Origin of the sequence: Phosphitispora fastidiosa (assembly GCF_019008365.1) — a bacterium.
Lineage (GTDB): Bacteria > Bacillota > Thermincolia > Thermincolales > UBA2595 > Phosphitispora > Phosphitispora fastidiosa.
The window spans coordinates 347,411-373,432 of record NZ_JAHHUL010000002.1 but is presented as its reverse complement, the minus strand read 5'-3'; the positions used below and the strand labels follow the sequence as shown (position 1 = coordinate 373,432).

Genomic DNA, 26,022 nt, shown 5'->3' with positions numbered 1-26,022 from the left:
GAGGGAAATCACATCCGGGTGGAAGCTGCTTCGCAGCGGACACCCGGTTTTTGTATTATTATTTAAGTAAGGTATAATATTGTTGGAGGCCCTGCGGAAACATATAGTAAATAAGGCAGGGGAGGGGATAATTATGATAAATGCCAATAACAGCGAAAACCTGTTTTCCGGTTTCGCTTCGGATTATGACCGGATGATTGATTGGGAAAAAAGGCTGACACGGGAAGCCCCTTTTTTTAAAAGACTTTTTGCGGAAAGGGTGTCGGGAAAGGTCCTGGATACAGCATGTGCAACAGGACGCCATGCATTAATGTTTGGTTCCTGGGGCCTACAGGTGGCAGCTTCTGATGCCAGCTCAGAGATGATAGACAGGGCCAGGGCAAATGCCCTGAATTCAGGATATGATTATGGAAACGGCATTCCGGGCAGTTAACAACCTTTTGGAGGATGACGGACAGTATTTTCTGCAGATAAGAAACTATCCCCGGATATATGCAGTAAATGAAAGGTTTATGCCACTTAATTCGTATCAGCAGGAAGGTAAAGAGTACCTTTACCTTCGCATGAACGACCTTGAACCAGAAATTGTTACCTTTAACATTCTTATTTTATCCCGGGATGAAGCAGGGAAATGGGCCTATCGGGTGGAATCGGAAAAACTTAAGCCCTGGACCTTGAAAGATATTGTTACAGGTCTTGGAAATGCAGGAATGAAAGCTGTTGGGGTATATGGGGATATGTTTTTTAAACCATATGACCCCGGAAATTCACAGGATTTGGTTATCATAGCTGACAAAGCATGATTTGTGGCAGCTAATGATTTAATGAAGCTGGGGGGATGAATAATGGAATGGACCAAAGAGGCATTGACGGAGCTTGAACAAGTGCCGCGGTTTGTCAGACACATGGCCAAAAAGGCAGTAGAAAAAGCAGCTAAGGAAGAGGGAATTGACAGCGTAACCCCCGAAATTGTCCTGAAAACCAAAGAGAAGTATTTTTCTCTCGTGGGTAAGGAAAAGGAGGGGGGCAGCCGAACTACTAAATTAGCTGTAGTCAGGTGTCATACTGTTGCTGAAGTATGTCCCGGAGTTGGCTGTCTCAAAGCCTTCACACACCGCAAACTAAATTTCAGCGAATACGGCCCTGACACCGAAATAATTGGCTTCTTTACCTGTGGCGGATGTTCCGGCAGGAGGGTGTCACGGCTGGTTGAAAAGCTGCTGGACCACGGACTTGATGTTGTTCACCTAAGTTCCTGCATGTGTATGGATGATGATGACTATCCCAGGTGTCCTTTTAAAACCCAGATCAAGAAGGCCATTGAGGCCAAGGGGGTTAAGGTGGTTGAAGGTACACATCACTAAATAAAGACAGTATTCAAGCAGAGGCGGCCTGTCATCAGGCTGCCTCTGCTGATTGACAAACTCTATATTTTTTAAGTATTAAAATGTAACCAAGGACAGGGGTAGATGAATTCCTCGGGCGGGCTACATCTCCGCCGGCATCCACTCCCGCTTTGCGGTCGCGGGCCGGACGGACGACAGACTCCGCCCTCTGGAACACATCTACCCCTGTCTTATAACACTTTAATGCTCAATTTTGTTGACTTTGTCAGCTAGCAGAGGCGGCCTGTCATCAGGCCGCCTCTGCATATTACGGCGAGAGTGATGAGCTACATATTATGTTTCGGGCCGGTAAACAATAGTATCATAGCCGGCGGCCATTTTGGTTCGTTGCAAAGGAGGAAAAATTACATGAATATCACCAGAGATATGACTGTGGGGGATATCCTGAAGGCAAACCCAAAAACGGCCGATGTTTTCAGGTCTTTAGGGATGCAGTGCCTGGGCTGCCCTTCTGCTACAGGGGAGACAGTTGCCGGGGCTGCCAGAACCCATGGGGTTTCCGAGGCAGATCTCCTGCAGAAACTCAATGCTGTTGAACAGGGAGAAATGTCAACTGCTGCCCGAGCTTTGGCTCAGCCTAGAGGCGCCGTTTTACAGAGGGACAAAGAGACATTTGCCATTGTGCCTCATATGCCCGGAGGGATAACTAATGTGGAAACCCTGCGTAAAATTGCAGATGTTGCTGAAAGGTATCATGCGGCAGCGCTGAAATGCACCTCAGCCCAAAGAATAGCAATTGTGGGACTAAAACACGGTGATGTGGAAAAAGCATGGAATGACCTGCAGATGGACCCCGGTCATGCGGCGGGGCTTTGTGTCAGAAGTATAAAAATTTGTCCGGCGACTACATTCTGTAAACGCGGTCAACAAGATGCAGTAGGTCTGGGTCTGGAACTGGATAAAAAATACCATGGCATGGACCTGCCCAGTAAATTTAAGATAGCTGTCAGCGGCTGTCAGAACTCGTGTTCAGAGCCTGCTGTCAGGGACCTTGGAATTATGGGTACACCCAAGGGCTATGTTTTAATGGTTGGCGGAAATGCAGGACTTAATCCCAGACTTGGTGATAAAATCGCTGCAGAGCTGGAACCGGACCAGGTGTTAGATTTGGTTGATAAGATTATTAAATGGTATAAGGATAACGGGAAACACAATGAACGCATAGGAGAATTGATTGACCGCATAGGACTGGACAGGCTTAAACAGGAAGTCTTGGGACAGGTTGCAGCACGACGCTAAGGCGCAAAGAGTGTTTCTAAGGCAAAATAGGGCGCACTGTTGCGCCCTATTTTGCCTGTTTCTTATTAGTGGGGGATTTTTTCTGTTTAACTGACTTAAGATAATCCTCAAACATTTTCAGGTCTGAACCTATTTGTTTCAGTAGAACTTCTTTATTCATAGTGTTTCCTCCGCTTTTGGTTTACATTACCAGTATAGACAGGAAACACTTTAATTATACCTTGCCGGAACTGTTTTTTTTACCAGCCCCAGCCTCCGCCAAACCCTCCCCCAAACCCTCCCCAGGGGAAGAACGGAAAGAACGGGAAGAACGGAAAGAATGGAAAGAAGGGGAAAAAGGGAAACTTGTGGAATCCGCCAAGTCCGCCAGGTCCGCCAAACCCGCCGTCAATTCTTGCCGGGACGTTATAAGGGTCATAGAAATCATTGCGATAGTACATAAATATTTATACCTCCTCATTGACTCAAATTTAACTGGAAATAATCTACCCTCCTAAGTTGCTGCTTCAATTCCTTGTAATTGGCAGTTTGATAACATAATAAGTTTCTTCTGTATATTATGTTAAGCGACAAAATATTGCTCCTGAATGTTGAATAGAAAACCCTTCCTTTAAAAAAATATATTGACGACAAAAAATGACAAAAAAAACAAATGATGTAAGATATAATAAATACAGTAAAAAATTACAGAGTTGTTGGGGTGGGGTACATGTGGACAATTGATAGGAAACATCTGTTAATGGGAGTGGCCCTTCTTTGTGCAATCGTGTTTGGGATTGGATTTAAGGCAGGCCAAATGAAGGAGCAAAAAAACTTCAGACCGGTTATTGCCCAGGCGGATTCGGAACAGGAAAAAAGTACTGAAGATGCCCTGGGACCAGATGGAGCGGAGGGTCAAGGCGAAGTAAGCGATAAAGTTGACCCTGTAATTAACGTACATGTCGCCGGCGCCGTCGAGAAGCCGGGAGTATATACCTTTGCTGAAAATGCCAGGGTATTGGAAGGGGTAAACAAGGCAGTTCCAGCCAAAGATGCAGACCTGGCAGGTATAAACCTGGCTGAAGTGATGCTGGACCAGCAGCAGGTTATTGTTCCCCGCAGGGGCGAGGCGGCCGCATCGGCAGGAATTTCAACTGCGTCCGGGGCGAGCGGTAATACTGTCCAGACAGGAAACGGCAGAAAAACCGGCAAAATAAATATCAATACGGCCGGAGCTGCGGAACTTGTTAGACTGCCGGGGATAGGCCCGGCAACAGCACAGAAAATTATTGACCGGCGTAAGCAGCAGGGAGGGTTTAAGGATATCCGGGAAATAATGAATGTCTCGGGTATTGGGGAGAAGAAGTACAGTGATATCAAAGACCAGATTACTGTTTGACAATATAGGAAATGCGGAGGTGAACTATGTCCAGACCCCTGGTACTGATGCTGATATTTTACACATCAGGAATAATTATCGGATATCTTCTCCATCTCCCTGCATATCTGCTGTTATGTGGTGTTCTTCTTGCGGCAGCCGGGGCAGCAGTCAAAAGATTTGCCGCAAAGGCTGAGATTGCTGCAAAGGGTAATATAAGATTATACTTTTATGCGGCGGCGCTATTGTGCGGGATTTTTATGTGTCGTCTTGAATTATATGTTTTGGAAGGCAGCATTGATTTCCTGGCCGGCAGATACACGGTCTTTACCGGAACAGTGATCACTGAGCCGGACAGGCGCGTTGACAGGACGGACTATGTCGTGAAAACCGAAATGATTGAGTACTCTATACACAGTGACGGCACCCGGGCTGTGACAGGATTCCGGCCCAGAGGGCGGGTGCTTGTTACCATAAAGGGGCCAGGACCGGAATTTGGTTATGGAGACAGGCTGCAGGTTGCGGGAGTGCTTCAAAAAACCGAAGATCCCGGAAACCCCGGGGAATTTAATTATAAGAAGTACCTGGAGGATAGAGGGATTCGTCTGGTACTTAAATCAAGGAACGGAGCAGGACTGAGCAAAATTGGGACAGGCACGGTAAATCCTCTGGTGAAGTTTAGTATTGGACTGAAGGGGAAATTAGTCTCGGTGATAAACAAAAATATGCCTGAGAAGCAGGCAGCTCTGATGGAAGGAATTCTATTCGGTTCTACCGGGAGGATTAATCCGGAAATAAAAGAAGATATGGCTTTAGCAGGTGTTGCCCACATACTTTCGGTTTCGGGATACCATGTCGGCCTGGTGGCAGGTTTTATTATCCTGGCAGGGAATACCCTGGGGTTAAGGAAACCGGTGTGTGATGCTTTGGCAGCGGCTACTACCGGGTTATATGCCTTAATGGCAGGCGCGGGTCCTGCGGTGACACGGGCGCTGATTATGGCCTGGGTATTGCTCTTGGTAAGGTATGTCCGTCAGGAGTATGACTGGCCAAGCTCTATGAGCCTGGCAGGGCTGATAATTTTGATAACAAATCCTTTGGCATTATTCGAGCCGGGTTTTCAATTATCGTTCTTGGCTGCATGGGGCATACTTTGCCTGGCTCCATTGTTTAAAAGGCTTAACAGGATTTTGCCTCCACTGGGCCAGGCTTCATCAGTTGCCTTTGCAGCTCAAATTGCAGTATTTCCAGTGACGGCATATTATTTTAATTATTTTTCGCTTTTTTTTCTTCCGGCTAACCTGATAATAGTACCCCTGATAAGTATTGTCATGCTTCTGGGCGGCATCGCAGCTATTTTGGGGCTTTTCTGGAATCCACCGGCCGAAATTCTAAGTATTTCAGCTGCTGCGGTTCTGGATGTCGCCTTGTTGGCAGCCGGAGTGTTGGCAGGGCTGCCATTTGCAGCCATAAATCTCAGACCGCCGGGCATTATAAAAATCACCTGCTATTACCTAACCTTGGGCCTTCTGATAGAATTTTTCAGGAATTATGAACTCCGTATCAGGGCAAAGCGACTGTGGTATCTTAACCGTTCGGCGCTTGTCCTGGCAGCCCTGGGTGTGTTGGTGGTTCTGCTGTGGGGCGGGATGGCATACAGCAAGTCGGGAATTTTGGAAGTAACATTTATAGATGTCGGTCAGGGTGATGCTGCATTGGTGCAAAGCCCAGGAGGCAGGAATCTCCTCATAGACACGGGAGGTTTTCCTGATAGCCCAACAGGGTTTGATGTCGGAAAACAAATACTGCTTCCTTTTCTTAACAGAAAGGGAGTCAATGATATAGATATTTTGGTGCTCACCCATCCGCATTTGGATCACATCCAGGGAGCATCAGCTTTGCTTGGTAAAATCAAGATTAAGGCCATAGTGGTGGCTCCACAGTTTGCCCAGTATGCGGAAGGTGTCGAGCTGAAACAAAAATTAATCGAGAGGAATATTGAAATCAGAGAGGTTAGTGGAGGAGAAAACATATATTTTGGCGAAGACATAATCCTTGAGGTTTTAAGCCCCAATGGCAGTACAGCTGTTAATGCCAATGATGATTCACTGGTAATCAGGCTGGGATACCGGGATTTTAGGATAATGTTTACCGGTGATGCTGAAACTGTCCCCCTGGAGGCAATTAGTGCAAGCGGTCAGGACTGCGGGGCAGAAATTGTCAAGATACCCCACCATGGAAGCGGTAATGCATGGACAGAGGATTTTTTTCGGGCGGCTGATCCTGAGATTGCAGTGATAAGTGTTGGTCAAAACCTTTTCGGGCATCCTTCACCGAAAGTCCTGGAGGGCCTGAAGCAGATGAATATAAGGGTTGTCAGGACAGATCGGGATGGCGCTGTTACTGTCAGGTCGGACGGATATGGTTACAAAGTCACTACTACAAAAGGGATGAATCGAATTGGATATTAAGGCATTGGAAAACAGTCTGAAAAGGCAGCTAATTTCTCCGCTGTACCTGTTTTACGGAGAGGAAACCTACCTTAGGGACCAGTACCTGGAAAAGTTTAAATCCCTGCTCCCGGATGAATGCCGTGACTTTAACATGGACATTATCGACGGTCGGGATACACCTATGGAGTCAATCATTAACATGGCCACGACCCTGCCTTTTCTGGCTGAGAAAAGGCTGGTCATTGTTAAAAATGCTGAGTTCTTTAAAGCAAAACGTAAAAGTCAGAAAAAAGGTGACAAAGGGGAACAGGATGAGGCAGATGGAGAAAAGCCTGATTCGTCACAGGATACCCTCATCGGGTACCTGGAAAGCCCTGTTGATTCGACCTGCCTGATTTTCTGCTCGGATTCGGTGGACAGGAAACGAAAAATATACAAAAGGATTGAGAAAAATGGTCAGGTTGTTCAATTTGCTCAATTGAAGGGGCGTGACCTGACTGAATGGATAAATCGGACCGCCAGGAAACTGGGGAAAACAATTGATCCTGCAGCAGCGGCGGGACTTGTCACGGCTGCCGGCAGTAACCTGCGTCAGCTTAGAACTGAGCTTGAAAAGCTGGCCTGCTATTCGGAGAGCAGCGCTATTACCGCTGCGGACGTGGAAATGATGGTCAGCAAGACAGCCGAGCTGAGCATTTTTGAGCTGGTTGATGCTGTGGGAGACCGCAATTACAGTAAAGCCATCAGGCTGGCCCGAGAGATGGTCTTTCTCGGTGAACCGGTTATCAGGATACTCTATATGGTAGCCCGCCAATGCAGGCTGCTGCTTCAGGCCAAAAGCCTCCTGGAAACCGGTGTTTCGGCAAGGGAAACGGCAGGCTTGATGCAGGTTCATCCATTTGTAGCTCAGAAGTGTATCGGCCAGGCGCGGAATTTTACTCCCGGGGAACTTAAGTCTTCTCTGGAAAAAATTCTTGAGACTGATGCTGACATCAAGGGTGGAAAACAGGAAGCGGTATTGGCTCTGGAATTATTGATTATTGCTCTGTGTGAGAAAGGATAGGCAGGCTCCCGGGAATGTGTAATGGTACAACACCTCACCTTACACCACCGCCATTTTCGAAGCTTACCTTTAATTTATTTTTAAAAGGATTGAAAAAGGCTGTTGATTTTGTCAACAGCCTGTTTAAAAAGGTTCACTTTTGGTGAGCCTTTTTATTGCTTATGTCCATTTTTCAATCCAATCAGCTTTAGCCAATTTATTGAGCCATATTGTTTAATCTTTTAGCCAGTCTGGATTTCTTGCGGGCAGCAGTGTTTTTATGTAAAACACCTTTGGCAACTGCCTTATCCAGAGCAGTTACTGCCTGTTTAAAAGCATTAGCGGCTTCGTCTTTGTTCTCAGCTTCAACAAATTTACGTAAACGGGTTTTCACACCTGTTTTAATTGCGGTGTTGCGTACGGTATTTTTCCGGATAAGTTCAATTCTTTTGATAGCTGATTTAATGTTTGCCACTGGCTTTTCACCTCCTCAAACATAAAAAAACCTATATAGTAAAGTGTAACTTTCTCAAGTGACAATCTACATTTTACCATGACCATTTAAAAAATGCAAGCACATAAATGTATAGTCCGGTTATTTTTGGTCAAACCTAGATTTAGGCTCTGTGAAGGAGGTGAAAAAGATGCGTGAATGGATAGGCTTCATAGTAAGGTTTATAGTTTCTGCCCTGGTGCTGCTGCTTGTGTCTTATATCCTTCCGGGAATTGAGATTGCAGGCTTTACCGGGGCTCTTATTGCTGCTGCAATTATTGCAATTCTTGGATATGTTGTTGAAAAACTACTGGGTGACAAGGTGTCTCCCCAGAACCGCGGTTTAGTTGGATTTGCAACAGCAGCCGTGGTAATTTATCTGGCCAAGTTCATCATCCCTGCGTACCTGGATGTCTCTGTGATTGGGGCATTATTGGCCGCATTTGTCATCGGAATAATCGATGCCTTTGTACCTACAATGATCAGATAATTGGTCTTGTGTCAGGGAGAAGAAGAGCGTCCCATAACCAAATGGGGCCTCTTTTTTTACCTATTTTTAGGAAGGGGCAGATATATTCCTCCAGAACGGGCCCCCAATCCGTTACCGAAACCCCGACCCTTAAGAAGGGCCGCCGTTTCGACGGATTGGGGGGACCCCCTGACGACTCAGTTTGGTCCCCAATTCGTTACCGTCGTCTCACACTAAAAACCAGCGTGAGACTCCGACGAATCGGGGAGGCCCCTGACCGGTTCCCGCATAGCGGGAACCGACAAACGGACGTCAGACTCGTTCTTCCGGAACACATCTGCCCCTTCCTAAATCCATGCATAAAAAAGTAACGCCTCATTTAATTACGGGACCAGGGAGGCAAAAGGTCATAAATGCCTTGACTGCCGAATATAATTGGGTAGACAAGGAGTGGTTAAAATGAGGCAGGTAAAAGCAGACAGCATTGTACCTCTGGTGAGAAATCTTGGATTATTTTTTTTCGCCATTTTAGTTATTTTTACTGCTGTTATTGCCGGACAGTTTCCTGCCGCTGAGGGGCCTTATATTACAGCGCTCAGTTCCAAGTATTATTATGAAAAAGGCAGAAATCTGGTACAGGGTCTTTCACAAAATGTCGGCAATGAAACTCTAAAAACTCTTCTCAGAGCTGAACTGCCCGTTTTGGCAGCATCTGACTCGGGACAGCCGGCTGCGGTACAGCGCAGGAAAAGCCTGCTGCGGATTAGTTTGAATACTCTTTCCGGTGTCAAGCTGGATGATCCCCTGACTTATCTGAAGTCAGAAATCCCGATGATGGAGGTTACCCCGGCAACTGCTGACACCTATGATGAAACCGGGCCGGATGAGGTTTTGGAGGATCCGGGGGAGGGGCAGCTTCCGGCAGGCAGCTCACAGGAGACCGAGGGCGCTGCAGGTAGTGCGCTGCCGGTAGAAAACCGGGTTAAGTCCGACACCCCTTTGATAGCCCTGTATAATACTCATACCAGTGAAACCTTTGAACTTACCGACGGACTGGCTCACTTGAAGGGAAAAGCCGGCGGGATAGCTCTGGTGACCGGAGAGATAAAGAAGGCAATTGAGGAGGATTACGGTATACCTGTTGTATATTCTGATAAGCTTCATGATACGTCATTTAACAAATCATATGCGGAGTCGGAAAAAACGGTCAAACAGCTATTAGAAGGTAATCCAGGCCTTGAGATGGTCTTCGATATTCACCGCGACGGAGCAGTTACACGGGAGCAAAGTCTGGTCACCATTCATGGTCAACAGGTGGCCCGAATACTTATCATTGTTGGTACCGATGCCAGGGCCGACCATCCCCACTGGCAGGAAAATCTCGAGTTTGCCCGGGAAATTGCCGCTAAAATGGATGCTATGTATCCCGGACTCTCCAGGGGTATCACCACTAAAGAGGGCAGATACCATCAGCAGTACAGCCCGAGAGCGCTGCTGGTGGAAATAGGCAGCGCCAAGAATGCCACTGATGAGGCGGTTGCTTCAGGCCGCCTGTTTGCCAATGTTGTGGTAGCCGTACTTAATGACATGGCTCAAGCCGCGGAAGAAACTAGCGAGTGAAGTAAACTAATGCCAATAATGTAAAAAATATTAATTATTTCTTAGAACAACGGTATTAAACTACGGAAATTAGTGCGTATTAATAATAAGTCAGCTGACAATAAAAGAATGAAGGAGGTACATAGTTTTGAAGAAGCTTATAACTCCACTTTTGGTGTCAGTATTTGTTTTCAGTATGACATTTTCCTGGGCATGCCTTGGGGGCCTTAAGGGGGACTGTGACCGGCTTCGGGATGAGACCTGCCAGTTATCTGCCGCCCAGCTGCGCACCAAAGACCAGGCTAAGGACGGTTCCTGCCAGTTGGCTGCCGCCCAGCTTCGAGTCAAAGACCAGCTCAAGGATGGTTCCTGCCTTATCTAATAGCGCGATTTTGAGAGGCTGCTGACAAAGTTCAGCAGCCTCTCAATTGTTTTACGAATAAATTTCGCGTAAATGAACAATATTATAATTGTTTAAGGGAAATTCACGAACAGGGGTGGAATTTGGTTTGAGAGACAGGACACTTATAATGGTGGCTCTGATATTTCTTGTTCTGACTATTGGAGCAGGGGTGAACAAGTCCCTGATTGCCTGCGGCAGGATGACAGGAGAGCCGCTGGCTCCGGGGTTCAATGAGATATACCGGGAGAAGAGGGAGAATGTGAGGCTATTTTGCAGCCGGATAGTAAAAACGGGGGAAGTACTTCTGGAAAGGGCTGAACGCAAAAAAAATGACCTCGTTCATTAAATTCTCCTTTTCCAGATAACCCAAAAGTGGTATATTAATTAAAGGTAATTGAATGGGTTGTGGAAAGGGGAACAGTACATAATGTCCACAGGCAAAAAGGTAGCCCAGGCAGCAGGCATACTGATGTTAGCCATGATGCTTTCCCGGGTGCTTGGTTATGTCAGGGAGGCTGTCCTGGCTTCGTCTTTTGGCGCCAGTTGGCAGACAGATGCATTTTTGGCTGCTTTCACTATCCCTGATCTGTTTTACGATCTTCTGGTCGGCGGGATTCTGAGCGCCGCTTTTATCCCCGTTTTTTCCGGTTATCTGGCTACCGACAGGGAAGAAGAGGCGTGGGAAATAGCCAGTACAATGATAAACCTGACTGTTCTTTTAATGGCTGTCTGTATTGTATTTGGGATGGTTTTTGCAGTTCCACTGACAAAGCTTGTGGCCTATAATTTTTCCGGGGAAACCCTGGAACTGGCTGTCAGTCTAACCAGGATCATGTTTCCTGCTTTTGTGATTCTGGCCCTTAACGGTCTTATAATGGGTATCCTTAATTCTTACAAACACTTCGCCGCCCCTGCGATTGGTTCGGTAGCATATAATTTTTTTATTATCCTGTTTGGCCTCCTTTTTGCGAAACAGTGGGGCATTATGGCTTTTGCCGTTGGGGTAGTAGTGGGTCACGTTGCTAATCTGGTAATTCAGCTGCCTGTATTATACAAAATGGGGTTAAGGTACAAATTTACCCTGAATCTCCGTCACCCCGGGGTCCGGAAAATGCTTATCCTGATGCTCCCGGCCATGCTGGGGATGGCAGCCAACAGGGTCAATCTGATTGTAAACCAGACCATAGCTTCAACCATTAATGAAGGCAGCATAACGGCGCTGAGACTGGCCAACCGGTTGATGTGGCTTCCCCTGGGTGTTTTTGCCGGGTCCATTGCAGTTGCGGTGTTCCCCACCATGACCTCCCAGGCGGCCCGCAGGGAAATGACTGATTTTAAAAATACCCTTTCCATGGGACTCCGCTCAATTTTTCTGGTAATCATACCGGCATCGGTGGGACTGGCGGTCCTCAGTGAACCAATTATCAGGATGCTGTTTGAACGCGGAGAATTTACTCATGGCGCAACAAAGTTAACGGCATATGCCCTGGTTTTTTATTGTGTGGGGCTTTTCGCTCAGGCAGCTATCTGGATCATCACCAGAGCCTTCTATGCATTTCAGGATACCTTGAGACCCGTTTTAATAGCAATTTCCACAATAGTCATAAATATAGCGCTTAATCTTCTACTACGCCCTGTGATGGCCGAAAGAGGACTTGCGCTGGCTTTTTCCCTGACCGGAATATATAACATGGTGCTGCTATTGTATTTTCTGCGCCGGAAAATCGGGCCTATTGATCTACGGAAAACTACCAGATCATTCTTTCTTATTTTGGGATCGTCAGCAGTTATGGGTGTGGTCGCTTATGCTGTCGCTTATTACCTGGGAACGTTCCTTGACCTGCAGGATGCCTCCAATCAACTGATTCAGGTCGGGGTTTCCATTGGCGCCGGACTGGTTGTATATGTGGTGGCAATTCTTTTGTGCCGCCTGGAGGAAACACAGGTGATTATTAATCTGCTGCGCAGAAAGTTCAAAAAGGTATAAAGAGAAGGAGGCCATCTACTGGCCTTTATAAGGGAGAGAAATATCGGTGGACAAACATAATAAAACCAGAAATTTTTGCATAATTGCCCATATCGATCACGGCAAATCCACTCTGGCAGACCGGCTCCTTGAGGCTACCGGAGCCCTTACCCAGAGGGAGATGGCGGATCAGATACTTGATACCATGGATTTGGAGCGGGAACGCGGGATTACCATTAAGGCTCAGGCCGTAAGGCTGTTCTATCAGGCTGACGATGGTGAGACATACACCCTGAACCTGATTGATACACCGGGACATGTTGACTTTACCTATGAGGTTTCCCGCAGCCTGGCTGCCTGTGAAGGCGCTATTCTGGTTGTTGATGCGGCTCAGGGAATTGAGGCTCAGACCTTGGCCAATGTATACCTGGCCCTGGAACATAACCTGGAGATTATTCCGGTAATTAATAAGATTGATTTGCCCAGCGCCGACCCTGACCGGGTGAAAAGTGAAATTGAAGATATTATCGGCCTGGATACCAGTGATGCTGTACTTGCTTCTGCAAAGGACGGCACAGGGATTAAGGAGATACTGGAACAGATAGTACAGAAAGTGCCTCCTCCGGTGGGGGTTGAAAACGCCCCTCTGAAGGCGCTGGTATTTGACTCCCATTATGACTCCTATAAAGGGGTTATCGCGTATGTCAGGGTTGTTGACGGGCTGGTGAAGCAGGGCATGAAAGTAAGGTTTATGGCCGGCGGCAAGGCTTTTGAAGTCAATGAGGTAGGTATTTTCAGGCCATTTCTGACCACAGTCGGTGAACTGGGTGTGGGTGATGTCGGTTTTATTGCAGCCAGTATCAAGAATGTTAAGGATGTTCAGGTTGGAGATACCATTACCGGGGCTGACAAACCTACTGACAAGCCCTTGCCTGGATATCGGAAAATTACTCCCATGGTATTCAGCGGGCTGTATCCTGTCGACGGGGCAGATTATGATGATCTCCGGGACGCCCTGGAAAAGCTCAGGCTAAACGATGCTTCACTAATGTTTGAAGCGGAAAATTCGGTGGCTCTGGGTTTTGGGTTCAGGCTGGGTTTCCTGGGACTGCTGCATATGGAGATTATCCAGGAACGCCTTGAGAGGGAATACGGACTTGACCTGATTACAACTGCACCCAGCGTTATTTTCCGGATCACCAAAACAAATGGTGAGGTTATCGAAATTGATAACCCGACCAATCTGCCTCCGATGCAAAACATTGAACAAATGGAAGAACCTTTTGTTAAGGCTACCATTATGGTTCCCAACGATTATGTGGGGGCGGTTATGGATTTGGCCCAGGAAAAGCGCGGTATTTTCCAAAATATGGAATATATGAGTGAGGCTAGGGTTATGCTGACATATGAAATGCCGCTGATTGAGATAATTTACGATCTGTTCGACCTTTTAAAATCACGGACCAAGGGTTATGGGTCATTGGATTATGAGTTTTGCGGATACCGGGAATCAAGGCTGGTAAAACTCGATATCCTGGTATCGGGTGAGGTAGTTGATGCCCTGTCATCTATAGTCCATACCGATAAGTCCTATGCCAGAGGGCGTAATCTGGCGGAAAAACTCAAAGACATTATTCCCAGGCACATGTTTGAAATTCCTATCCAGGCTACAATAGGAAATAAGGTTATTGCCCGTGAGACGGTAAAGGCCTTGAGAAAAAATGTGCTGGCCAAGTGCTATGGCGGGGATATTTCACGGAAACGGAAACTGCTGGAAAAGCAAAAAGAGGGAAAAAAACGCATGAAACAGGTGGGCAATGTCGAGATACCCCAGGAAGCATTTATGGCAGTGCTTAAAATGGATTAGCGACCGGCCGCCAAATACGGGTGATTAATATGTCTATCGGGATATATATACATGTTCCCTTTTGCCTGCAAAAATGCAACTACTGTGATTTTATATCTTATCCTTATGACGCAGGTTTGGCTGCGTCTTATGTTTATGCCCTTGAAAGGGAAATGAAGCTGCATGCCGGGAAAATGCCGGCTGACCAAAGGGAGGTCAGGACGGTTTTCCTGGGAGGGGGGACCCCCTCTCTGTTGAGTGGACAACACCTGGCCCTGATACTGGAAAACTGCCGCAGGTATTTTAGAATCAGGGATGATGCGGAAATAACCGTTGAATGCAACCCGGGCACAGTAACCAGAGAGAAATTTGCCCTGATGAGACGAGCCGGGGTTAACCGAATAAGTATAGGGGTCCAGGCATTTCAATCAAGAATTCTTTCATTTCTCGGCAGAATCCATTCCTTTGCCCAAGTTACTGAAGCAGTTAAGGCTTGCAGGGATGAAGGAATTGACAATATTAGCTGTGACCTCATCTACGGGATTCCGGGGCAGACGGGGCAGGACTGGCAGGAGACCCTTGACCGGGTGCTGAACCTGTCACCGGCACATATTTCTGCCTATGGTCTCAAGGTTGAGCCTGAGACTCCCCTGTATAAAGCTGTTGCTTCAGGCAGTGTGGTCCCTTGTGATGAAGATGCGGAGCTGGAAATGTATCAGTATGTTATCAGTATTCTTGCTGCCAGGGGGTTTAAGCATTACGAGATATCCAATTTTGCCCTTCCGGGGATGGAAGCACGCCACAATCTTATTTACTGGCTCAATGAAGAGTATCTGGGATTAGGCCCTGCTGCCCATTCAATGCTTGACAGGCACAGGTTTAGTAATGTGAAATGTGTGGCATCATATATTAAAAAACTGGAGAAAAATGAGTTGGCAGTTCAAGAAATAATTTCATTATCTCTTGAAGATGAGATTTCGGAAACGGTTTTTCTTGGGCTGAGATTGCTGGGCGGATTGGATACCCTGGCCTTTGCCCGGCGTTTCGGGTGTTCGGCTGCCGATATTTTCGGACCTCAGCTTAAAAAACTGACTGACCTGGGTCTGATAAAAATTAACGCAAACAGCATTAGACTAACGGAAAAAGGCCTTCCGCTGGCAAATGAAGTGTTTGTTGAGTTCATATAGGACGATTCCGCTTCTTGACAAAAAAAAATATCAATGGTATTTTTTATTTATAGGTATTTAGCACTCGACTTGATAGAGTGCTAACAAAAAGAGGGTGTTAAGATGACCTTGGATGAACGAAAAAAGAAGGTGCTCCAGGCTATCATCAGGGATTATATCAGTACCGCTGAACCGGTAGGTTCCAGGACAATTGCCAAGAAGTACGAACTTGGGGTCAGTCCGGCAACCATAAGAAATGAAATGGCTGATCTCGAAGAACTGGGTTATATTGAGCAGCCGTACACCTCGGCAGGAAGGATACCTTCAGATAAGGGGTATCGTTACTACGTGGACTGTCTGATGGGCAAAAAGAAACTCTCTGAACAGGAAGAGGGTATTATCCTGGGCGGATACAAGGCCAAGGTTAAGGATATGGGGACGGTCCTCAGGCAGACCAATAGCATTCTCTCGGGGATAACCAATTATACTTCTATAGTAATGGGACCCCAGTTTACCACCAGTAATCTGAGATATGTTCAGCTGGTGCCCCTGGACAGCAGCAGGGCCCTGGTACTGGTAGTCACCGACAGTGGATTGGTGCAGAATAAAATACTGGAGCTGCCCCAGTCTGTTAATGAAGTAGACCTTCAGAAGATAAGCCAGGTAATGAATGCCAAGCTCCAGGGCGTAAGTCTTGATCAGATAAAGCTGACTCTCATTAAAGAGATATATTATGAGCTTTCCAAACACAAACATATTTTTGAAGCCGCCATGGATATGATTCAGGAGACTCTGGACCTTAATCATGAGGAAAAAGTGTACCTGGCCGGTACCCTGAATATTCTTAACCAACCCGAGTTCCGCGACTTAACCAGGGTCAGGACACTCTTGTCCCTGCTGGAACAGGATAAGATATTGAAGGAAATCTTAAATGATGGCAGTCATGCCGAAACAGGGATATCGGTCACCATAGGCGCCGAAAACAGGGTTGACGGTCTGCAGGACTGCAGCACTATTACGGCAACCTACCAGATAGACGGCAGGACCATAGGTTCTGTCGGAATTATCGGGCCTACCCGGATGGATTATGAAAAAGCGGTCTGTATTGTTGAATTTATGACCAGCCATCTGTCAAAAATAATGAAGGACTTTTACAATCATTGATATTTTACGGACACTGATATAGGAGGTTTGCCAATGAGTTTGAAGCAGCAGGCAGCAAAAGGAGCAGATGTGGATGAAAGACTTTCGGCTCTGATCACCAATTCAAATGCGATCAGGGCTATCGCCTCAGCAGTGGAAGGCACCCTTGGTCCCAAGGGGCTGGATACAATGCTTGTCGATAGGTTTGGAGAAGTGGTTATCACCAATGACGGGGTCACCATTCTCACCACAATGGAGGCCAACCACCCGGCAGCCAAAATGCTGATTAATATAGCCAGGGCTCAACAGGCGGAAATCGGTGATGGGACCACTTCGGCAACTGTAATGGCCGGGGCATTGGTGGGCGAAGGCGTGGAACAGGTATCCAAGGGGGTACCGGTAACCAGAGTGATTGAAGGTATCCGCACAGGGATAAAAAAAGCCCTGGAACTGATGCGGGAACGGGCCGTTTCTATCAAAGGCCTCGAGGACCCGGTGCTAAAACAGGTTGCTCTGATTGCCGGCAGGGACCATGAGGATATTGCCGATTTGGTGGTTGCAGCTGCCGGGATGACGGGTGAAGAGAAACTTAAGGATCCTTCATTCAAGCTCTCTGAGGCAATTTTTTCTGAAGAGGGGGCCGACAATGAAGTGTTTATGGGTGTTATCCTTAACAAGGAACGCATCAGCAAACATATGCCCGCTGAAGTATCAGAAGCCAGGGTACTTATTATAGATGACGCTCTTGAGCCCGAGGAACTGGAGGATGAAGCCCTGGCAACAGAGGCCGGGTTTGCCCGGTATCAGGAGCTTCAGGAAGAGTTCCGCAATAATCTGAATAAGATTGTGGAGATGGGTGTAAAGGTTGTTCTGGTAGATCGCGGTATTGACAGTTTTGCCGAAGAAGTGCTTACTGATGCTGAGATTATGGCAGTTCAGCGGGTATCCAACAAAGAACTCCGCAAGGCCGCTGAGCACACCGGAGCCAGGCCGATTAAGCGAACAGGTCTGCGTAAAGAGGCGGCAGATCTGGCAAAATACCTGGGCAGAGCTGAGCGGGTATTTGAGAATGAAAAGCTTGAGCACATAAGGATTCTTGGCGGCGGCGGGAAGCCTATGGCGACTATTCTGGTGGGCGCTGCCACTGAAGAGGTGGTTGGTGAAAGAGCAAGGATCGCCAAGGATGCTGCTGCATCTGTACAGGCTTCTGTTAAAGGAGGCATAGTACCTGGCGGAGGTTCCATTGAACTCGCTCTGGCGCGTGAGGTGGAGAAAGTCAGGGAAAATGTGCGGGGGATGGCGGTTTACGGTATTGACTGTGTTGTGGAAGCGCTGCAAAGACCCTTTTTTCAGATAGTTGCTAATTCAGGCTTTAACCCACTTGAAAAAATCGGTGATGTGGTTGCCGCTCAGTTGAAGGAAGGCAGGGAAAGCCTGGCGATTGACTGTGACACCGGAGATGTTGCAGATATGTTTGCCCTTGGGGTAGCGGATCCGGCGCTGGTAAAGATTCATGCCCTGAAAGCAGCCGGAGAGATTGCCGAAGCCATCCTGCGCATAGACACAATTATTAAGAAAAGAGAAGACTCCGGCGGGCAGTTTGGTAGGGATACAATTGATAATGACGAATTACGTTAATGAATGGGGGGAAAAAGGTGACCTTTAAAAATAAAAACAATGAAGATCAGGGGAACACTGAAGAGTATCTAACTGAAGATTGTTTAAAGGGCGGCGAAAACCAACAGGATACCGGTGCCGAACCGGAAAGGCCGGAGGAAACTGCAGAGGATAACAATCTGAAGGCAAAAGCTGACGAATACCTGCAGCTGCTGCAGAGAGTACAGGCGGATTTTGATAATTTCAGGAGAAGGACTGCACAGGAACGCCAGGAAACGGCAAAATATTGTTCTCAAAGGCTGGCCACGGGCCTGCTGCCGGTTTTGGATAATTTCGAACGGGCCCTTAAGGCAGAGGGAGAAGACCTGCAGGGCTTCCGGAATGGCATCGAACTGATTTACAGACAGCTGCGGGATGTCCTGGAAAAAGAAGGTGTCAAGCCGATGGACGCTGTTGGCAGTCAGTTTGACCCCAACCTGCATGAGGCTGTTATGCAGGAACAGAGCGATCAGTATGACGATAATGTGGTCATGGAGGAGCTTCAGAAGGGTTATCTGCTGGCAGACAGGGTAATCAGGCCTGCCATGGTAAAGGTGGCCCAAAATTAGACGGATTCAATCGCGGGTGTTACAAGTTACAGGTTAATGGTTAAGTTATATTAGATTGAATTAGATTGAATTAGATTGAATTAGATTAATAAATAATATTGATATTAGGAGGTAGAATTATATGAGTAAAGTAATTGGAATTGACTTAGGTACTACATATTCCTGTATGGCGGTTATGGAAGGCGGGGAAGCCACAGTTATCCCAAATGCAGAGGGTTCCAGGACTACACCTTCTGTCGTGGCCTTCTCCAAGACCGGGGAGCGCCTGGTCGGCCAGGTAGCCAAACGACAGGCCGTAACCAACCCCGACGGTACCGTGATGTCCATAAAGAGACATATGGGCTCAGATTACAAAGTAAATCTAAACGGAAAAGAGTACTCCCCCCAGGAAGTGTCAGCAATGATTCTGCAGAAACTGAAGGCAGACGCTGAAGCTTACCTCGGAGAAAAAGTGGAACAGGCTGTAATCACCGTTCCGGCCTATTTTTCCGACAGCCAGCGCCAGGCTACCAAAGATGCCGGTAAAATTGCCGGCCTTGAAGTTCTCCGGATCATTAATGAACCTACTGCAGCAGCTTTGGCATACGGCCTCGAAAAAGGTGAAGACCAGACTATCCTGGTTTATGACCTGGGCGGGGGAACCTTTGATGTGTCCATACTTGAACTTGGTGAAGGTGTTTTTGAGGTTAAAGCTACCAGCGGCAATAACCGTCTTGGTGGAGATGACTTTGATGACAGGATTATGGCATGGATGGTCAGTGAGTTTAAGAAAGAAAGCGGCATTGACCTGGCTAATGACAAGATGGCCATGCAGCGCCTTAAAGAGGCTGCCGAGAAAGCTAAGATCGAACTTTCCGGTGTTACCAGCACCAATGTCAACCTGCCCTTTATCACTGCTGACCAGTCAGGCCCAAAGCACCTTGACCTGACACTGACCAGGGCTAAATTTGAAGATTTGATTGCAGACCTGATCGAAAAAACCATGGAACCCACCAGGCAGGCCCTGTCTGATGCCGGGTTTAGCGCCGACAAGCTTGATAAGATCATTTTGGTGGGAGGCTCAACAAGGGTACCGGCGGTCCAGGCTGCTATTAAAAAGGTAACCGCACAGGAATCCCACAAAGGTGTTAACCCTGATGAGGTAGTAGCCCTCGGCGCTGCCATCCAGGGTGGCGTTCTGGCAGGAGAAGTGAAGGATGTCCTGCTGCTGGATGTTACTCCCCTGTCCCTGGGAATTGAGACTCTTGGCGGGGTGTTTACCAAGCTGATAAACAGGAATACCACGATACCGACTTCCAAGAGCCAAATGTTTTCAACTGCCGCTGATAACCAGACTTCGGTGGAGATCCATGTCCTGCAGGGCGAACGGGAGATGGCTGCATATAACAAGACTCTGGGCAGATTCCAACTGACCGGAATTCCCCCGGCGCCAAGAGGCATTCCTCAGATTGAGGTTAAATTTGATATCGATGCCAATGGAATTGTTCATGTTTCCGCAAAGGATATGGCTTCCGGAAACGAACAAAAAATAACGATAACTTCCTCAGGCGGTTTAAATGATCAGGATATTGAAAAGATGGTCAAGGAAGCTGAAGCTCATGCCGCAGAGGATGCCAAGAAAAAAGAAGAAGTAGACACCAGGAACCAGGCTGATTCACTGGTTTATCAGGCCGAGAAAACCGTAAAGGATTTTGGTGATAAGGCAGATAAAGGATTGGTGGATAAGGTCAACCAGGCAGCTGATGCGCTTAAGGAAGCCCTTAAGGGCAGTGATCTTGAGCTTATCAAGAATAAATCAGAAGAGCTTACTAAGCCGCTTTATGAGCTGACAACTGCTATGTACCAGCAAACCGCACAGGCAGAGGGCCAGGGAGGTCCGGGAGCGGGTAATCCGGGCGGTGCCGGGAGCCAGGCAGATGACAATGTGGTTGATGCCGAGTTCAAGGAAGTAAATGATGACAGCAAGTAATTCCCTTCCGGGAGTTGTTTTCCAGTAAATCTGGGGTAAGAAGGTGTAATATAAATGAGTAAGAAAGATTATTACGAAGTCCTTGGAGTGGATAAAGACGCTTCTGAGGCGGATTTAAAAAAGGCCTTTCGAAAATTGGCCCGCCAGTACCACCCTGATGTAAATCCGGGTGACCAGGAGGCAGAGGCCAAATTCAAAGAGGTAAGTGAGGCTTATGAAGTACTTTCCGACCCCCAGAAAAAGGCCCAGTATGACCAGTTCGGCCATGCGGCTTTCGGAAACGGGGCTGGTGAAGCCGGTTTTGGCGGTGGTTTCCAGGACTTTGGCGGCTTTGGAGATATTTTTGACATGTTTTTCGGAGGCTCAGGCGGTCAACGGCGCAGGGGACCGGCCAAAGGCGCCGACCTCAGGTATAACATGGAAATCACCTTTGAAGAGGCGGCTTTTGGTGTCGAAAAGGATATCAGCATACCCAAGACGGAATTCTGTGATAAGTGTGAGGGGACAGGAGCAGCGCCAGGGAGTTCTCCCAAAAAGTGTACCAAGTGCAGCGGGACCGGTCAGGTCCAATTTGCGCAGACCACACCCTTTGGGCGTTTTGTCCAGTCAAGGGTATGTGAAACCTGTCAAGGTGAAGGTGTTATTATTGAAAAGCCTTGCACCAAGTGTGGCGGGAAGGGAACGGTCAGGAAAACAGCCAAGATTCATGTCAGGATTCCCGGCGGGGTGGATACCGGTTCCAGGCTCCGGGTTGCCGGTGAGGGTGAACCCGGGGATCGCGGCGGCCCCAGAGGCGACCTATATATCTATCTTCAGGTGAAAACACATCGGACCTTTAGGCGAGATGGCAATGATGTGCTTAGTGAGGTGAAGGTTTCCTTCCCCCAGGCAGCCCTCGGCGACGAGCTTGAGGTGCCTACCCTTGACGGCAAAGTTATGTTAAAGATTCCGGAAGGGACACAGTCGGGTACATCCTTCCGCCTGAAAGGCAAGGGTATCACAGACCTGCATGGCTATGGCCGCGGTGACCAGCATGTTAAGGTTATTGTGGTCACACCTACTAAACTGACCGAGGAGCAGAGGGAGCTTTTGCAAAAGTTTGCCGAGACTTCCGGGGAGCACCCTGCAGGAGTTGAACGGGGTTTTTTTGACAAGGTAAAGGATGCGTTCATGGGATAACCGGAAGGCATTGGCCTGACCCTGTTGGCAGCGGGCTCGGGCCAATGCTGTATTATTGTAGGCAGGGAGGAACTGTATTTTGGATGAGAAGGACCAGCGGAAAATCTATCTTCGGGGAATAGCATATACAGTTGCAGCATTTACCGCATGGGGGATTCTGCCATTATACTGGAAGGCTTTAAAACAGGTTCCGGCAGGTGAAATACTGGCCCACAGGATTTTCTGGTCCTTTGTCTTTGCGGCGGCGGCTTTATTTATTTACGGACGCCGCCATGAATTTATCAGCATGCTCTCAATAAGGCCGAACCGGGTTTATGCCCTGGTATGTGCCGGTCTTATCAGCGCTAACTGGTTTACCTATATATGGGCGGTTAATGCAGGCCATGTAGTGGAGGCAAGCCTGGGTTACTATATAAACCCTCTTTTCAGCGTCTTTCTGGGTGTCGTAGTGCTGAAGGAAAAGCTCAATTTCTGGCAGGTGTGTTCCATTTTACTGGCTGCAGCCGGTGTGGCAGTTATCACCGTTACCTATGGCAGGATACCATGGATTGCCCTGATCCTGACACTGACCTTTGGGACTTACGGATTAATCAAAAAGGTTGCCGATATAGAATCCCTTATGGGGCTCACCCTGGAAACAGTGGTCATCGCTCCGGCCGCGCTCGGCTACATAATATTTAAACAGGCAGCCGGTACGGGAAATTTGGGATACTCCCTCAGCTTGGCGGCGTTGCTGGTTTTCTCGGGGATAGTGACAGGCCTTCCCCTATTATGGTTTGCCAAAGGAGCTCAGGTTGTCCCTCTGTCTACAGTCGGGTTGACTCAGTACCTGGCTCCAACCATAACCCTGTTTTTGGGAGTATTCGTATTCAGAGAACCATTTACAGTTGTCGAAGCCATCAGCTTTGGCCTTATCTGGGTGGCGCTCCTGATTTATTCCCTTTCAGGGATGAAGTGGATGTACCGGCTGCAGCCGCGCTTGTTTAAAAAAGCAGGGATGTGATTATTAATGGACTGGCGGGAAATTGCTATAGAAACAGAGCCGGATGCTGTGGAAGCAGTTTCCGCAATACTTATCGACTGCGGCGCCGGAGGAGTGTCGATAGAGGATCCTTATCTGGTTAAGCGGCAGATAGCCGAAAAAATTTGGGATGCTTACGAATTTCCACAGGATATGTTAAACCGGGAATCTGTCCTGGTAAAATCTTATCTGTCTGTTGACAGCAGGCTTGAAGAGAGGGTGGGCCGGATTCGTGAACGGCTGAGGCAGCTTGACAGTGATTTTTTTCCGGGCGCCATCAGGGGAATGGGATTTTCGCAGGTACAGGAAGAAGATTGGGCCAATTCATGGAAGGCATATTATAAGCCGGTAAATATTGGCAGGAGGATTGTAATCAAACCAACGTGGGAAGATTATCATCAGAAGCCGGGTGAACTTGTGATTGCACTTGACCCCGGAATGGCTTTTGGGACCGGGACCCATCCGACCACAGTTATGTGTATCAGATTTTTGGAGGACATTATCCAGGGTGGGGAAACGGTTTTGGATATTGGGACAGGTTCAGGAATTCTTTCCATTGCTGCCGGACTCCTGGGTGCGGGAGAGGTCTGGGCAGTGGATTTTGACCCGGTTGCGGTAACTGTGGCTGCCGAAAACGTGACTCTAAACGGTCTGGAGGACAAAATCAAGGTAATGGAAGGAAATCTTCTGGACGGGGTAACCGGCCAGGCAGACATCCTGACAGCGAACATTGTGGCCGATGTGATTATACGTATATGTCCTGATGCTAACCGGGTTCTGAAAAATGGCGGGGTTTTTGTGGCTTCCGGGATAATCGGCACTCGTTCTGAAGAGGTTTTTGAAGCTGCCCGGGGAGCGGGCTTTGTAATCAAAGAGGTCAGCCGGGAGGGTGAATGGGTGTCATTTCGGGCTGTCAGGGAGGACTAAGATGGCGCGTTTCTTTGTTTCCGAAGTTTTGGCAGGTCAAAAAACCACTGCTATCAAAGGCCCTGATTTGAGACATATCAGTAGAGTCCTGCGCTTAGGCCCCGGGGACAAGATAGAGATAGCTGATGCCGGCGGCAGGGAGTTTGATGCTGAAATTCGGGAAATTACCGGCAAAGAGGTAATTTGTGATATAATTGCAGAAAGAGCAACTGCCACAGAAGCGCCTCTGGAGGTCGTTTTGTACCAGGGACTTCCCAAGGGGGATAAGCTGGACCTGGTTATTCAAAAAAGCACCGAATTAGGTGTGAGCCGGATTGTTCCCGTAATCTGTGAGCGGACAATTGTAAGACTTGACCAAAGGAAGGCTGCCGCCAGGCATACCCGATGGCAGAGGGTTGCCGAGGAAGCGGCTAAACAGTCACGCCGCATGGTTGTTCCGGTGGTTGCAGAACCCCTCGCATTTGTCGATGCTGTTGCGGAAATCACTCCAGATGTTTTAGGAATAATGCCCTGGGAAGAGGAACGATTGGTAGGCATAAAAGACGTCCTGAGAGGTAATAAGATAACTGGGAAAAAGGCAGCAGTATTTATTGGCCCTGAGGGGGGATTTACTCCGGAGGAGGCCAGGCTGTCGCGGAATGCCGGGGTTCTGCCGGTCTCTTTGGGACCTCGCATCATGCGGACTGAAACTGCCGGGATAGTGGCTGCAGCCATTATTTTATATGAACTTGGGGATCTGGGAGGCGTGTCAAATGGCTAAAAAAGCCGCATTCTTTACCCTGGGATGTAAGACAAACCAGTATGAGACAGAAGCCATGGCCAGCGCTTTCCGCAGTCGGGGTTATGAAACAGTGGATTTTGATGAAATTGCAGATATTTATATTATCAATACCTGTACGGTGACTCACCAGGGTGACCGCAAATCAAGACAGGTAATCAGGCGTGCTGTCAGGAAAAATCCGGATGCTGTCATTGGCGTTACGGGGTGCTATGCCCAGACTTCCCCGGGGGAAGTTCTTGATATTCCGGGTGTTGATCTGGTTATCGGTACAAGGGATAAGTCACGGATTGTGGAGCTTGTGGAAGAGGCTGAAAAGTCCCCTGAACCTGTTAATACAGTTAGTGATGTGATGACCTACCGGGAGTTTGAGGACCTGCCCATCCTCGATTATGAGAACAGGACCAGGGCCTTTGTCAAGATTCAGGAGGGATGCAGCAATTTCTGTACTTACTGCATCATTCCTTATGCCAGGGGACCCTTGAGGAGCCGTGCTCCCGAAAATGTACTTGCTGAAGTCAGGAAGCTTATCTCACAGGGTTTTGGAGAAATAGTGTTGACAGGTATCCATATCGGGGCTTATGGGGCCGGGCTAGCAGAACAGACAGATTTGGCCGACCTGGTCGTCCAGATCGCCCTGACTCCGGGAATTAAAAGGCTCAGGCTCGGTTCTGTCGAACCTCTTGACATAACCCCCCGCCTGATAGATGCGGTAGCCCAGATCAAAACAGTCTGCCGGCATCTGCATATTCCGCTGCAGAGCGGTGATGACGATATTCTCAAAATGATGAACAGGAAGTATACCACATTTGAATTTTCGCGCCTGGTTGGGGCAATCAGGGGCCAGATCCCGGAGATAGCGGTAACTACTGATGTAATAACCGGTTTTCCGGGGGAAACAGATGAACACTTTGAAAATACCTATGAGTTCATTAAAGATGTTGGATTCAGCAGAACTCATGTTTTTAAATACTCCCCCAGAAAGGGTACGCCTGCAGCCGGATTTCCCGGGCAGGTTACGGCAGAGGCCAAGGATTTGAGGAGCAGAAGACTGATTGCCCTTGACCGGGAAAACCAGAAAAAGTTTGCTGCAAGGTTTATCGGCAGCAACCTGGAAGTTCTGGCTGAAGAAATGGCTGACAGGGATAATGATTTGTGGGAAGGCCTTACTGATACTTATATCAGGGTAATGTTCAAGAGCAGTGACGATATCAGGGGCAAACTTGTTGATGTCAGGGCAGTGAAGCTGAAAGGTGCTAACCTGCTGGCCAGGATGCGGATTTAATGCCTGCCTTGCAGGAATTTTATCATAGATGTCGAATAAATTTGTTTCGAAAATAT

Annotated in this window: 25 protein-coding genes; 23 read left to right on the top strand and 2 right to left on the bottom strand. The window is 47.9% G+C overall.

The genetic code is table 11. From position 1 onward, the window contains the following. Nucleotides 1-133: 133 nt before the first annotated feature. The 4 genes from Ga0451573_RS04095 (at nt 134) to Ga0451573_RS04080 (ending at nt 2,645) form a co-directional block, all read left to right on the top strand. A complete protein-coding gene (locus tag Ga0451573_RS04095) occupies nt 134-433 on the top strand; it encodes a class I SAM-dependent methyltransferase (RefSeq protein WP_231682600.1) in 300 nt (99 codons plus the stop codon). Continuing rightward, nucleotides 408-803 (top strand): hypothetical protein, encoded by a 396-nt coding sequence (locus Ga0451573_RS04090; RefSeq protein ID WP_231682599.1) that lies wholly within the window; start codon nt 408-410, stop codon nt 801-803. Before Ga0451573_RS04095 ends, Ga0451573_RS04090 begins: the two co-directional genes overlap by 26 nt. 42 nt (nt 804-845) lie before the next feature. Next, nucleotides 846-1,364, top strand: coding sequence for a CGGC domain-containing protein (locus tag Ga0451573_RS04085; RefSeq protein ID WP_231682598.1), 519 nt, complete (start codon nt 846-848; stop codon nt 1,362-1,364). A gap of 390 nt (nt 1,365-1,754) precedes the next feature. Then, nucleotides 1,755-2,645 (top strand): DUF1858 domain-containing protein, encoded by an 891-nt coding sequence (locus Ga0451573_RS04080; RefSeq protein ID WP_231682597.1) that lies wholly within the window; start codon nt 1,755-1,757, stop codon nt 2,643-2,645. A gap of 239 nt (nt 2,646-2,884) precedes the next feature. Here the strand turns inward: Ga0451573_RS04080 and Ga0451573_RS04075 are convergent, their stop codons facing one another. After that, nucleotides 2,885-3,085: a hypothetical protein gene (locus tag Ga0451573_RS04075; RefSeq protein ID WP_231682596.1), complete on the bottom strand. Its 201-nt coding sequence runs from the start codon at nt 3,083-3,085 to the stop codon at nt 2,885-2,887. Nucleotides 3,086-3,354: 269 nt separating this feature from the next. Between Ga0451573_RS04075 and Ga0451573_RS04070 the strand changes: the two genes are divergently transcribed. From Ga0451573_RS04070 to holA, 3 genes are read left to right on the top strand one after another with little or no spacing between them, the layout of a single operon-like run. Then, complete coding sequence (locus tag Ga0451573_RS04070; RefSeq protein ID WP_231682595.1) at nt 3,355-4,023, top strand: helix-hairpin-helix domain-containing protein; 669 nt, start codon at nt 3,355-3,357, stop codon at nt 4,021-4,023. Nucleotides 4,024-4,049: 26 nt separating this feature from the next. Further along, complete coding sequence (locus Ga0451573_RS04065; protein WP_231682594.1) at nt 4,050-6,473, top strand: DNA internalization-related competence protein ComEC/Rec2; 2,424 nt, start codon at nt 4,050-4,052, stop codon at nt 6,471-6,473. Continuing rightward, complete coding sequence (gene holA / locus Ga0451573_RS04060) at nt 6,463-7,518, top strand: DNA polymerase III subunit delta (RefSeq protein WP_231682593.1); 1,056 nt, start codon at nt 6,463-6,465, stop codon at nt 7,516-7,518. Before Ga0451573_RS04065 ends, holA begins: the two co-directional genes overlap by 11 nt. Before the next feature lie 196 nt (nt 7,519-7,714). On the opposite strand, the gene rpsT is transcribed toward holA, so the two are convergent. Then, nucleotides 7,715-7,972 carry a 30S ribosomal protein S20 gene (rpsT, locus tag Ga0451573_RS04055; RefSeq protein ID WP_231682592.1) on the bottom strand — a complete coding sequence of 86 codons (258 nt, stop codon included), beginning with the start codon at nt 7,970-7,972 and terminating at the stop codon, nt 7,715-7,717. 169 nt (nt 7,973-8,141) lie between these two features. On the opposite strand from rpsT, the gene Ga0451573_RS04050 reads away from it, so the two are divergent. The 16 genes from Ga0451573_RS04050 (at nt 8,142) to mtaB (ending at nt 25,966) form a co-directional block, all read left to right on the top strand. After that, nucleotides 8,142-8,480, top strand: coding sequence for a phage holin family protein (locus Ga0451573_RS04050; RefSeq protein WP_231682591.1), 339 nt, complete (start codon nt 8,142-8,144; stop codon nt 8,478-8,480). Between the two features lie 438 nt (nt 8,481-8,918). Further along, a complete protein-coding gene (spoIIP, locus tag Ga0451573_RS04045) occupies nt 8,919-10,079 on the top strand; it encodes a stage II sporulation protein P (RefSeq protein WP_231682590.1) in 1,161 nt (386 codons plus the stop codon). Between the two features lie 127 nt (nt 10,080-10,206). Beyond that, nucleotides 10,207-10,440 carry a hypothetical protein gene (locus Ga0451573_RS04040; protein WP_231682589.1) on the top strand — a complete coding sequence of 78 codons (234 nt, stop codon included), beginning with the start codon at nt 10,207-10,209 and terminating at the stop codon, nt 10,438-10,440. A gap of 127 nt (nt 10,441-10,567) precedes the next feature. Next, nucleotides 10,568-10,807 carry a hypothetical protein gene (locus Ga0451573_RS04035; protein ID WP_231682588.1) on the top strand — a complete coding sequence of 80 codons (240 nt, stop codon included), beginning with the start codon at nt 10,568-10,570 and terminating at the stop codon, nt 10,805-10,807. Between the two features lie 81 nt (nt 10,808-10,888). After that, on the top strand, nt 10,889-12,448 hold the full coding sequence (gene murJ, locus Ga0451573_RS04030) for a murein biosynthesis integral membrane protein MurJ (protein ID WP_231682587.1): 1,560 nt from the start codon (nt 10,889-10,891) through the stop codon (nt 12,446-12,448). Nucleotides 12,449-12,494: 46 nt separating this feature from the next. Beyond that, complete coding sequence (lepA, locus tag Ga0451573_RS04025; RefSeq protein ID WP_435052283.1) at nt 12,495-14,294, top strand: translation elongation factor 4; 1,800 nt, start codon at nt 12,495-12,497, stop codon at nt 14,292-14,294. A gap of 29 nt (nt 14,295-14,323) precedes the next feature. After that, entirely contained in the window at nt 14,324-15,460 is a 1,137-nt protein-coding gene (gene hemW / locus Ga0451573_RS04020; protein WP_231682586.1) for a radical SAM family heme chaperone HemW, read from the top strand. A 102-nt stretch (nt 15,461-15,562) separates the two neighbouring features. Next, the gene (gene hrcA / locus Ga0451573_RS04015) at nt 15,563-16,603 is read left to right on the top strand and encodes a heat-inducible transcriptional repressor HrcA (RefSeq protein ID WP_231682585.1); all 1,041 of its coding nucleotides are present in this window, start codon (nt 15,563-15,565) and stop codon (nt 16,601-16,603) included. A 33-nt stretch (nt 16,604-16,636) separates the two neighbouring features. Beyond that, a complete protein-coding gene (locus Ga0451573_RS04010) occupies nt 16,637-18,220 on the top strand; it encodes a TCP-1/cpn60 chaperonin family protein (protein WP_231682584.1) in 1,584 nt (527 codons plus the stop codon). A gap of 17 nt (nt 18,221-18,237) precedes the next feature. Beyond that, entirely contained in the window at nt 18,238-18,807 is a 570-nt protein-coding gene (grpE, locus tag Ga0451573_RS04005; protein WP_231682583.1) for a nucleotide exchange factor GrpE, read from the top strand. Nucleotides 18,808-18,928: 121 nt separating this feature from the next. Next, nucleotides 18,929-20,776, top strand: a complete 1,848-nt coding sequence (gene dnaK, locus Ga0451573_RS04000; protein WP_231682582.1) for a molecular chaperone DnaK — start codon at nt 18,929-18,931, stop codon at nt 20,774-20,776. Between the two features lie 54 nt (nt 20,777-20,830). After that, nucleotides 20,831-21,955, top strand: a complete 1,125-nt coding sequence (gene dnaJ, locus Ga0451573_RS03995; RefSeq protein ID WP_231682581.1) for a molecular chaperone DnaJ — start codon at nt 20,831-20,833, stop codon at nt 21,953-21,955. A gap of 79 nt (nt 21,956-22,034) precedes the next feature. Next, complete coding sequence (rarD, locus tag Ga0451573_RS03990) at nt 22,035-22,958, top strand: EamA family transporter RarD (RefSeq protein ID WP_231682580.1); 924 nt, start codon at nt 22,035-22,037, stop codon at nt 22,956-22,958. A gap of 6 nt (nt 22,959-22,964) precedes the next feature. Next, nucleotides 22,965-23,903 carry a 50S ribosomal protein L11 methyltransferase gene (prmA, locus tag Ga0451573_RS03985; RefSeq protein WP_231682579.1) on the top strand — a complete coding sequence of 313 codons (939 nt, stop codon included), beginning with the start codon at nt 22,965-22,967 and terminating at the stop codon, nt 23,901-23,903. Nucleotide 23,904: 1 nt separating this feature from the next. Further along, complete coding sequence (locus tag Ga0451573_RS03980) at nt 23,905-24,663, top strand: 16S rRNA (uracil(1498)-N(3))-methyltransferase (RefSeq protein WP_231682578.1); 759 nt, start codon at nt 23,905-23,907, stop codon at nt 24,661-24,663. Further along, nucleotides 24,656-25,966: a tRNA (N(6)-L-threonylcarbamoyladenosine(37)-C(2))-methylthiotransferase MtaB gene (gene mtaB / locus Ga0451573_RS03975; RefSeq protein WP_231682577.1), complete on the top strand. Its 1,311-nt coding sequence runs from the start codon at nt 24,656-24,658 to the stop codon at nt 25,964-25,966. Before Ga0451573_RS03980 ends, mtaB begins: the two co-directional genes overlap by 8 nt. The last annotated feature ends 56 nt before the right edge of the window (nt 25,967-26,022 follow it).

Coding starts and splice junctions, on each gene's coding strand:
- Ga0451573_RS04095 (WP_231682600.1), top strand. CDS start 134: ATGATAAATGCCAATAACAGCGAAAACCTGTTTTCCGGTTTCGCTTCG.
- Ga0451573_RS04090 (WP_231682599.1), top strand. CDS start 408: ATGGAAACGGCATTCCGGGCAGTTAACAACCTTTTGGAGGATGACGGA.
- Ga0451573_RS04085 (WP_231682598.1), top strand. CDS start 846: ATGGAATGGACCAAAGAGGCATTGACGGAGCTTGAACAAGTGCCGCGG.
- Ga0451573_RS04080 (WP_231682597.1), top strand. CDS start 1,755: ATGAATATCACCAGAGATATGACTGTGGGGGATATCCTGAAGGCAAAC.
- Ga0451573_RS04075 (WP_231682596.1), bottom strand. CDS start 3,085: ATGTACTATCGCAATGATTTCTATGACCCTTATAACGTCCCGGCAAGA.
- Ga0451573_RS04070 (WP_231682595.1), top strand. CDS start 3,355: ATGTGGACAATTGATAGGAAACATCTGTTAATGGGAGTGGCCCTTCTT.
- Ga0451573_RS04065 (WP_231682594.1), top strand. CDS start 4,050: ATGTCCAGACCCCTGGTACTGATGCTGATATTTTACACATCAGGAATA.
- Ga0451573_RS04050 (WP_231682591.1), top strand. CDS start 8,142: ATGCGTGAATGGATAGGCTTCATAGTAAGGTTTATAGTTTCTGCCCTG.
- spoIIP (WP_231682590.1), top strand. CDS start 8,919: ATGAGGCAGGTAAAAGCAGACAGCATTGTACCTCTGGTGAGAAATCTT.
- murJ (WP_231682587.1), top strand. CDS start 10,889: ATGTCCACAGGCAAAAAGGTAGCCCAGGCAGCAGGCATACTGATGTTA.
- hemW (WP_231682586.1), top strand. CDS start 14,324: ATGTCTATCGGGATATATATACATGTTCCCTTTTGCCTGCAAAAATGC.
- hrcA (WP_231682585.1), top strand. CDS start 15,563: ATGACCTTGGATGAACGAAAAAAGAAGGTGCTCCAGGCTATCATCAGG.
- Ga0451573_RS04010 (WP_231682584.1), top strand. CDS start 16,637: ATGAGTTTGAAGCAGCAGGCAGCAAAAGGAGCAGATGTGGATGAAAGA.
- dnaK (WP_231682582.1), top strand. CDS start 18,929: ATGAGTAAAGTAATTGGAATTGACTTAGGTACTACATATTCCTGTATG.
- dnaJ (WP_231682581.1), top strand. CDS start 20,831: ATGAGTAAGAAAGATTATTACGAAGTCCTTGGAGTGGATAAAGACGCT.
- prmA (WP_231682579.1), top strand. CDS start 22,965: ATGGACTGGCGGGAAATTGCTATAGAAACAGAGCCGGATGCTGTGGAA.
- Ga0451573_RS03980 (WP_231682578.1), top strand. CDS start 23,905: ATGGCGCGTTTCTTTGTTTCCGAAGTTTTGGCAGGTCAAAAAACCACT.
- mtaB (WP_231682577.1), top strand. CDS start 24,656: ATGGCTAAAAAAGCCGCATTCTTTACCCTGGGATGTAAGACAAACCAG.